Source organism: Flavobacterium sp. (assembly GCF_044361015.1).
Lineage (GTDB): Bacteria > Bacteroidota > Bacteroidia > Flavobacteriales > Flavobacteriaceae > Flavobacterium.
On record NZ_JBIKJL010000033.1, the window covers coordinates 19932 to 28885 of the forward strand.

Below are 8954 nucleotides of genomic sequence, written 5' to 3' on the forward strand. Positions count from 1 at the left end.
ACATACAAATTTAAAGTTATGAGTAAAATAATTGGAATCGATTTAGGAACTACCAACTCTTGTGTATCCGTAATGGAAGGTGGAGAACCGGTAGTAATTGCAAATGCTGAAGGAAAAAGAACAACTCCATCTGTTATTGCATTTGTGGAAGGTGGCGAAATCAAAGTAGGGGATCCTGCAAAAAGACAAGCGGTAACTAATCCAACCAAAACCATTGCGTCTATTAAACGTTTCATGGGTAATAAATATTCTGAAAGTGCAAAAGAAGCTGGAAATGTTGCTTACAAAGTAGTAAAAGGAGACAATGACACGCCACGTGTTGATATTGACGGACGTTTATTTACGCCCCAAGAGTTATCGGCTATGACCCTTCAAAAAATGAAAAAAACAGCCGAAGATTATTTAGGTCAGACTGTAACCGAAGCGGTTATTACTGTTCCTGCTTATTTTAATGATGCTCAACGTCAGGCTACAAAAGAAGCTGGTGAAATTGCCGGTTTAAAAGTAATGCGTATTATCAACGAACCAACTGCTGCTGCGTTAGCGTATGGTTTGGATAAAGCTGGAAAAGATCAAAAAATTGCTGTTTACGATTTAGGTGGAGGTACATTTGATATTTCTGTTCTTGAATTAGGTGATGGTGTTTTCGAAGTATTATCTACAAACGGAGATACTCATTTAGGTGGAGACGATTTTGACCAAGTAATCATCGATTGGTTGGCAAACGACTTTAACAGCGAAGAAGGAGTTGATTTACGTAAAGACCCAATGGCTTTGCAACGTTTGAAAGAAGCGGCTGAAAAAGCGAAGATTGAATTATCATCTTCAGCTCAAACTGAAATCAATTTGCCTTATGTTACGGCTACAGCTAGTGGACCAAAACACTTGGTAAAATCATTAACCAGAGCTAAATTTGAGCAATTGGCCGAAAGTTTAGTGAAACGTTCAATGGAGCCGGTTGTAAAAGCACTAAAAGATGCAGGTTTATCAACTTCTGATATTGACGAAGTTATTTTGGTTGGAGGTTCTACTAGAATTCCAATCATTCAAGAGCAAGTGGAGAAATATTTTGGTAAAAAACCATCCAAAGGTGTAAATCCGGATGAGGTTGTGGCAATTGGTGCTGCTATTCAAGGTGGTGTTTTAAGTGGTGATGTTAAAGATGTATTGTTATTAGACGTTACGCCTTTATCATTAGGAATCGAAACTATGGGAAGTGTAATGACCAAATTAATTGAGTCGAACACAACCATTCCAACCAAAAAATCACAAGTTTTCTCTACAGCAGCAGACAATCAGCCATCGGTTGAAATCCACGTTTTGCAAGGAGAAAGACCAATGGCAAATGATAACAAAACAATCGGTCGTTTCCATTTAGATGGAATTCCGCCTGCTCCAAGAGGTGTGCCTCAAATTGAAGTGACTTTTGATATTGATGCCAATGGTATCATTAAAGTTTCTGCTACTGATAAAGGAACAGGAAAATCGCACGATATTCGTATCGAAGCTTCTTCAGGATTAACTCCGGAAGAAATCGAAAGAATGAAAAAAGAAGCGGAAATCAATGCCGAAGCTGATAAAATAGCTAAAGAAAAAGTGGATAAGTTGAATGAAGCGGACGGAATGATTTTCCAAACTGAGAAACAATTGAAAGAGTTTGGTGATAAATTATCAGATGCTAACAAACAACCAATTGAAGCTGCATTGAATGAATTAAAAGTGGCTTATGAAGCAAAAGATATCGCCATGATTCAACCTGCTTTAGACAAAATCAACGAAGCTTGGAAAAATGCTTCTGAAGAAATGTATAAAGCACAAGATGGTCAAGGAGCTCAACAAGCAGAACCAGCAAATGCAGGCGGAGATCAAACACAAGATGTTGATTTTGAAGAAGTTAAATAATTTCTTCTTATAGAAAGATAAAAAAGCGAACTGTAACTAGTTCGCTTTTTTTGTTTTGAACATATTGACGATTACCCAAACGTGTGGAAAAGTAATGGCCGCTAAAAAAGAAAAGAATAGAGCATCAAAAAAATGTTCATTCTTAAAAGCAACATATAAAAGTAAAATTCCAAAAAGAGAAACAATCCAATAAAAAAAAGCGGATTTAAAATATTTTTTAAAATTTTCGAATGTTAAGGTACCATATAGAAATTTCATTTGGTCAATCATTGACGGAATACTATGCCACAAAATAAAATAAATCGCAAAACCCCAAATGAGCGAGGAGGTTTTAAAGATGATTGCAAAGACAAATAATAATAAAAGTTCTTGCACTATAATTTTTTTGAATTCATCCGATTTAAAATATTTGATTAAACAAAGAACTAAAAAAGTGATTAAAGCAAAATAAAAAAAGATATAAATACTTTCTTCGGGAATATTTGATTGCGAAATATCAGTGATGATGCGTTGTACTTCTTCTACGTGAAAAATAAAAAGAAGACTCAAAATTAGCAACCCATAGATCGAATGAAAAATCATCGTTAGTTTTTTACTTTTGGCAACTATTTTATTATGCCAATGTTGTTCGCCAAAATGATAGCCGCTAACAAGTATAAAAAGTAGCAATGCCAAACCGGGAAGAAAATAGAAAAGGAGAGCACCAATTAAAACCACCACTATATAATAGAGTAATATTTTATAGAAGGATTTATTCGTATTATTGGATAGTGTTTTGCCAATTAAAAGTAAATCATTGGCTCCATGAAGTATGCCAAATGAAAAAATTAGTAAAAATCCTATAAATATTTGAGCTTGCTCTGTAAAAAAGGAATTGATCCATAATCCTAAAAAGCTTGCTACTATTGAGAAATTTGTAATTTTAGCCATCTTTTTTTAAATATTTTTTAAAAATAAACAAAAAAAATTAAACAAAAATATTTTTATTTTGTTTAATTTTTTTATAGTTTTGGTTAAACAATAACCTTTAATTCAATTTTTTAATTCAAATCTTTATGAAAAATTTTATGTTAATCGCGGACTTAGTTCCAAAGTTAGATCCTACTGATTATGTAGGTTTCACATTTTTTGTAGGCTGTATGGCTATGATGGCTGCTTCAGCTTTTTTCTTTTTGTCATTGAGTCAGTTTGACAAGAAATGGCGTACATCTGTTTTAGTTTCCGGCTTGATTACATTCATTGCCGCTGTTCACTATTTTTACATGAGAGACTATTGGGCTTCTCACATGGAATCACCAACATTTTTCCGTTACGTAGATTGGGTGTTGACAGTGCCTTTAATGTGTCTTGAATTTTATTTAATTCTTAAAATTGCCGGTGCAAAACAATCTTTACTTTGGAGAATGATTGGCTATTCAATCATTATGTTAGTAACAGGCTATTTTGGAGAAGCAGTTGATAGAGACAATGCAGCTCTATGGGGATTCATTTCAGGTCTTGCTTATTTTGCAATTGTTTATGAAATTTGGTTAGGTTCAGCAGCCAAATTAGCAAAAGAAGCGGGTGGTGATGTTTTAGCTGCTCACAAAATTTTGTGTTGGTTTGTTCTAGTTGGATGGTCTATTTATCCATTGGGATATATGTTAGGCACTGACGGTTGGTATAATGGTTTACACAGCCTTAATCTAAATATTGATGTAGTTTATAACATAGCCGATGCTATCAATAAAATTGGTTTCGGTTTAGTAATTTACTCTTTAGCAGTGAAAGCTAGCAAATAGATAAAAATATCTTTTTCAAAACCGAGTTAGCAATAGCTCGGTTTTTTTATTTTATAAAAATTCACCTAAAAATTATCAACTGGTTGAAAATTTCAAAACTTTATTTAGAATTCAATTATAGGACAATTTGAATAAAGTAAAGCTATTGAGGTTTGTATTTTTTTGTAGTGGCTTTGATTGAAATTATTGCATAATTTTTAGATTAATGCCCTTGATTTATGTGTTCAAGCCATCAATCTCAATTATACTGATGCTTCTTTATTGGTTTAGTTCTGAAAAGAAAGATGTCTTATTTTTTCTAACTATTGGAACTTCTTTACTCACAAATGTTTTGTTTATTCCAAATGATTTGTATTTTATTTTCATTGGTTTAGTAGTTTTTATTTTTCATCGATTTATCAGTATTTTACATATTTTGAAAGTCATGAAAATTAAAGATTTTATACCTGTCTTATTGGCTTCCGTACCTTTTTTATTCGTGTTTTTTTAATCTTTTTAGATACTGATTTATTAACTAAAGAGGTTTATTATATTATGATTGTTCATAATATTCTGATTTCTTAACTTGGAGGAATTGCCTTGTCTAATTATGTCATGAATGGTAACAATAGTAGTTCTTGGTTAATGATTTGTGTTTTGTCGTTTGTAACGTTACACTTTATTATCTTTATTGAAAAATTTTAAATTCAATTGCAAATTTTTAGACCTATTGCTATGACGCTTAATACGTTTGCCTATTTTGCTTTTAATAAATTTATATTGGTTATTGAAAAATCAACGGCTAATTAAGTTTTATCTTCAAGTTTGAATGAATTTCAATTTAAAAATAGATTTTAAAATCTGCTCACTATTATTTTCGGTATATTATTAAATATGAATATCAGACAATTATGGATTTACCTTGTGAAATTACGGTTGATTCTGAATCGAAATAAAAGTCTATTCGTCCTAAATTAATTCCATAACAACCTACTTGATTCACTAAAACATCTTTTCCATCCAAATTTTTATGAATTGTTGGTTTATCTAAAAAAGTGTGGGTGTGTCCGCCGATTATCAAATCAATATCACGGGTTAAGGATACTAATTTTACATCGCTTATTTTAGAAGAATCATCTTTATAGGCATAACCTAAGTGGGACAAACAAATAATTAAATCACATTTTTCATCATGTTTTAGTTTTTTTACCGTGTCCAACGAGATTTCAACCGGATCTAGGTAAATAGTTTCTTTATACATTTTTTTGTCTACTAACCCAGCTAATTCAACTCCTAAACCAAATACGCCCACTTTAATTCCGTCCTTGCGAAAGATTTTATAAGGTTTTACAAAACCATTCATGACGGTATTTTCAAAGTTATAATTAGCGGAAAGAATGTCAAATTTGGCATGAGGTATTTGAGCAGCTAAACCATCAACTCCGTTGTCAAATTCATGATTTCCGATAGTGGTTGCTTCGTACCCCATTTTTGACATTAATTTGTATTCCAATTCACCGCCGTAATAATTAAAATAGGGTGTTCCCTGAAAACTATCACCGGCATCTAAAAGTAAAACATTTGGATTTTCTTGTTTGATTTTTTCAATTAAAACAGCTCTTTTTACAACACCACCCATGTTTGCATTTTTTGGATGTCCTGCAGGAAATGGATCGATGTGACTATGAACATCGTTTGTATGCAATATGGTCAAATGTTTGGTTTTTAGATGATCTAAACTAGTCAGTGATAATCCTCCAAATCCTACTAAAGCAGTTCCGGCAGCTGTATTTTTTATGAATTCTCTTCTTTTCATAAACTATTTTAATTTGGATTGATAATAATTCTCGGAACAGATGAAGCTTCAACCGTGCTAACCTCTTTAAAGTAATCAATCAGCATATTTCTAATTTTATAATCTAAATCAAAGACTCCTTCATTGGTTAAAAAAAATCGCATATTATCACCTCCATTGGCTAAATAATCGGAAGTAGCTACATAATAAGTAGCATTTAAATCTAGTTCTTTATCTTGAATCATGATGGATTTGACAAGTAGATATCTGTCTAGAATTAATTTCATTCCACTTAACGGATGGGGTTTTTTCTCTTTAATAATATGGGCAACAAGTTCATTAATTTGACTTCCTTTTAAAGCAATTACCACCATAATATTTTCAAAAGGCATGACCTCAAAAGCTGTTCGGGTGGTAACATTTCCTTTAGGAATAATAGAGCGAATTCCACCATGATTTAATAAACAAAGGTCGATTGATTTATTGTAGCGTTTTGAAAAAATTTTGTTGCTTCCTGATAAACAAACATCAGCCATGAAATTTCCTATATTGGTTTGCCATTCCCCTTTGCTTTTGTCTAATGTTTCCGGACAAAAAGCTAAAACACTGTCTAAATCTTTGTTGATATGTTCTCGATAAGGCTTTATAAAGTTTTCTAATTCAGGTTGTTTAGCTGTTGGGTCAGAAACTCCAATTTGTTTACCTTCAATTTTTACAATTTCATAGGATGTTTTGCATCCGAATAGTAGTAAAGAAAATGTTATAATTAACACAAAATGTTTCATTACAACGATATAGTTTTTTAGTTTTAGCATCGAAAAAACAACTTTAATTCAGTAATTTTGTAAACCAAGTAAAGGTACAATGTTTTTAAAATTTTTCAAGAATTTTTCCGCAAAAAGAATAGTAAAAAAAAGTTCACTCAATGTTAATTCAACTATTTCTAGCAAGCCAATTGTAACAGTAGGTTTGCTGATAGACGAAACATTTTTTTCAGAAAAAGATAAATTGATTCAACAATTAGTTTCTAATGGAATTGAAGTAAAAAATCTTACCGTATTGGCTTTTAAAAACAGCTATAAAAAGAAAGAAATAATAGATTACCCTCACTACAGTAAAAAAGATGTTTCATGGTTAGGGACGATAGAAAGAAAAGAAGCACTTGATTTTATAGCGAAAGATTATGATTTATTGATTAGTTATTATGATGTTAAAAAAACTCCTTTAGTGATAGTGACACATCAGTCTAAAGCCAATTTTAAAGTTGGATTCACCTCTGTAGACAAACGTTTAAATCATTTTATGATAGAAACCCAAGTTGAAAAATATAATGTTTTTATAGATGAACTTTTTAAATATTTACGAATACTAAAAAAAATATAATATGCAATCTCTAATTGGAACAGGTGTGGCCTTGGTTACACCATTCAAAAATGATTTTTCTGTTGACACACAAGCGTTAACCCGAATTGTGAATTTTCAAATTGAAGGAGGAATAGACTACCTAGTTGTTCTAGGAACAACAGCAGAAAGTGCAACATTAAATGGGGATGAAAAAAATTTAGTTATTGAAACCGTAATCAAAGCAAATAAAAATAGACTGCCTTTGGTTTTAGGAGTTGGAGGAAATAATACTTATAAAGTAGTCGAAGAATTAAAAACACGTGATTTATCACCTTTTGTGGCAGTTTTGTCAGTTTCTCCATATTATAATAAGCCAACTCAGGAAGGAATTTTTCAGCATTTTAAAGCGGTTGCAGAAGCTTCTCCTGTTCCTGTTATTTTATACAATGTACCCGGAAGAACAGCAAGTAATATGGTTCCGTCAACTGTTTTTAGATTAGCTCATGATTTTAAAAATATTGTTGCTATTAAAGAAGCAGCTGGCGATATTGTTCAAGCTATGAAATTAATCCAAAATAAACCTAATGATTTTTTGGTTATATCGGGAGATGATATGATTACCTTGCCAATGATATTAGCCGGAGGTGCAGGAGTTATTTCTGTAATAGGAGAAGGATTTCCAAAAGAATTTTCAACTATGGTCAGATTTGGTTTAGAAAGAAATGTGGAGGAAGCTTATCAACTTCATTATCTCGTTGCCGATGCAATTGATTTGATATTTGAGCAAGGTAATCCTGCCGGAATTAAAGAGGTTTTCAAAACATTAGGATTATGTGAAAATACAGTAAGACTTCCTTTGGTTAATGTAAATGAAGACTTAGCAAATAGAATCCGACAAATGGTGAAAAAAGTTTTAAATTAGTTTAATAAAAAAAATATAATAACCAAAAGAAATATTATGTTATCATTAAAAGTATTAGAAGCATTAAATAAGCAAATTAAAATGGAAGGTGATTCTTCTCAAGTTTATTTAGCAATGGCATCTTGGGCTGAGGTTCAGGGATTTGAAGGTATTTCAACATTTATGTATAAGCAATCTGACGAAGAACGAATGCATATGTTGAAATTAATCAAATATGTAAATCAAAGAGGGGGTGAAGCTAAAGTCGGTTCAACTTTAGAACCAAAATTAGATGTTACCAATTACAAATCTTTGTTTAAACAACTTTTAGAACACGAAATTAAAGTATCTGAAAGTATTAATAATTTAGTTGGAATTACACTAGATGAAAGAGATTTTGCAACACATAATTTCCTTCAATGGTATGTTGCAGAGCAAATTGAGGAAGAAGCAACAGCCCGTTACATCTTGGATAAAATCAATTTAATTGGTGATGATAAAGGAGGTTTGTATCTATTTGACAACGAAATGAAAAATTTTGTGAGTCCGATGTCAACAGTAAAATAATTTATGTTAATCTAAATATAAAAGTAGCTTTAATTTAGGCTACTTTTTGTTTTTTTACACCTTTAAAAGACTATGAAAAAAATGTTTTGTAGTCTGCAATTAATAACTAAATTTGCAGTTCGATTTTTTAAGTAAGTTTTACTTTAGAATCTGCCCTTAAAACCCATCTAATGAATAAATTGTATTTTATTTTCATTTTTGCTTTAATTGTCACTTCTTGTGGACCATATCAAGATGCTCTAAAAAGTGAAGATGTTGGCGTTAAATATACAATGGCCGAATCAAAATATAATGAAGGAAAATATGAAAAAGCGATTCGTTTATTTGATCAAATCGCTCCCACTTACAGAGGCAAACCACAAGCCGAAAAGTTGTTTTACATGTATGCTCAAAGTTATTTTTTAACGAAGCAATATTATTTGGCAGGTTATCAATTTGAAAGTTTTGTATCTTCTTATCCTAAAAGTGAAAAAGTCGAAGAATGTGCTTATTTAGGAGCTTTTTGCTATTCTAAATTATCACCTGTTTATTCATTAGATCAAGTGGATACCTACAAAGCAATCGATAAAATGCAAGGTTTTATTGATAATTACCCGGAATCAGTTCTACTTTCTGAAGCAAACGTTATTGTAAAACAGTTAAGAGAAAAAATTGAAAAAAAGGCTTTTGAAAACGCAAAACAATA

General features: G+C 31.5%; 10 protein-coding genes. 7 read left to right on the top strand and 3 right to left on the bottom strand.

Translation table 11 applies throughout. The annotated features are described in order from the left end of the window. Window positions 1-18 precede the first annotated feature (18 nt). On the top strand, window positions 19-1902 hold the full coding sequence (gene dnaK, locus ACIQ2Z_RS08990) for a molecular chaperone DnaK (protein WP_396183809.1): 1884 nt from the start codon (window positions 19-21) through the stop codon (window positions 1900-1902). 36 nt (window positions 1903-1938) lie between these two features. On the opposite strand, the gene ACIQ2Z_RS08995 is transcribed toward dnaK, so the two are convergent. Further along, a complete protein-coding gene (locus tag ACIQ2Z_RS08995) occupies window positions 1939-2832 on the bottom strand; it encodes a Brp/Blh family beta-carotene 15,15'-dioxygenase (RefSeq protein WP_396183810.1) in 894 nt (297 codons plus the stop codon). Between the two features lie 125 nt (window positions 2833-2957). On the opposite strand from ACIQ2Z_RS08995, the gene ACIQ2Z_RS09000 reads away from it, so the two are divergent. Next, window positions 2958-3683 (top strand): bacteriorhodopsin-like, encoded by a 726-nt coding sequence (locus ACIQ2Z_RS09000; RefSeq protein WP_396183811.1) that lies wholly within the window; start codon window positions 2958-2960, stop codon window positions 3681-3683. Window positions 3684-3933: 250 nt separating this feature from the next. Then, window positions 3934-4173 carry a hypothetical protein gene (locus tag ACIQ2Z_RS09005; RefSeq protein WP_396183812.1) on the top strand — a complete coding sequence of 80 codons (240 nt, stop codon included), beginning with the start codon at window positions 3934-3936 and terminating at the stop codon, window positions 4171-4173. Window positions 4174-4563: 390 nt separating this feature from the next. Here ACIQ2Z_RS09005 and ACIQ2Z_RS09010 read toward each other — a convergent pair whose 3' ends face one another. Next, the gene (locus ACIQ2Z_RS09010) at window positions 4564-5478 is read right to left on the bottom strand and encodes a bifunctional metallophosphatase/5'-nucleotidase (RefSeq protein WP_396183813.1); all 915 of its coding nucleotides are present in this window, start codon (window positions 5476-5478) and stop codon (window positions 4564-4566) included. A gap of 8 nt (window positions 5479-5486) precedes the next feature. Further along, entirely contained in the window at window positions 5487-6242 is a 756-nt protein-coding gene (locus ACIQ2Z_RS09015) for a 5'-nucleotidase C-terminal domain-containing protein (RefSeq protein ID WP_396183814.1), read from the bottom strand. A 79-nt stretch (window positions 6243-6321) separates the two neighbouring features. On the opposite strand from ACIQ2Z_RS09015, the gene ACIQ2Z_RS09020 reads away from it, so the two are divergent. The 4 genes from ACIQ2Z_RS09020 to ACIQ2Z_RS09035 form a co-directional block, all read left to right on the top strand. Beyond that, entirely contained in the window at window positions 6322-6840 is a 519-nt protein-coding gene (locus ACIQ2Z_RS09020; protein WP_396183815.1) for a DUF6913 domain-containing protein, read from the top strand. A gap of 1 nt (window position 6841) precedes the next feature. Beyond that, the gene (gene dapA, locus ACIQ2Z_RS09025; protein WP_396183816.1) at window positions 6842-7723 is read left to right on the top strand and encodes a 4-hydroxy-tetrahydrodipicolinate synthase; all 882 of its coding nucleotides are present in this window, start codon (window positions 6842-6844) and stop codon (window positions 7721-7723) included. Window positions 7724-7759: 36 nt separating this feature from the next. Further along, window positions 7760-8269, top strand: coding sequence for a ferritin (locus ACIQ2Z_RS09030; RefSeq protein WP_396183817.1), 510 nt, complete (start codon window positions 7760-7762; stop codon window positions 8267-8269). A gap of 170 nt (window positions 8270-8439) precedes the next feature. Beyond that, on the top strand, window positions 8440-8954 hold a 515-nt coding region (locus ACIQ2Z_RS09035; RefSeq protein WP_396183818.1), incomplete at its 3' end, for an outer membrane protein assembly factor BamD.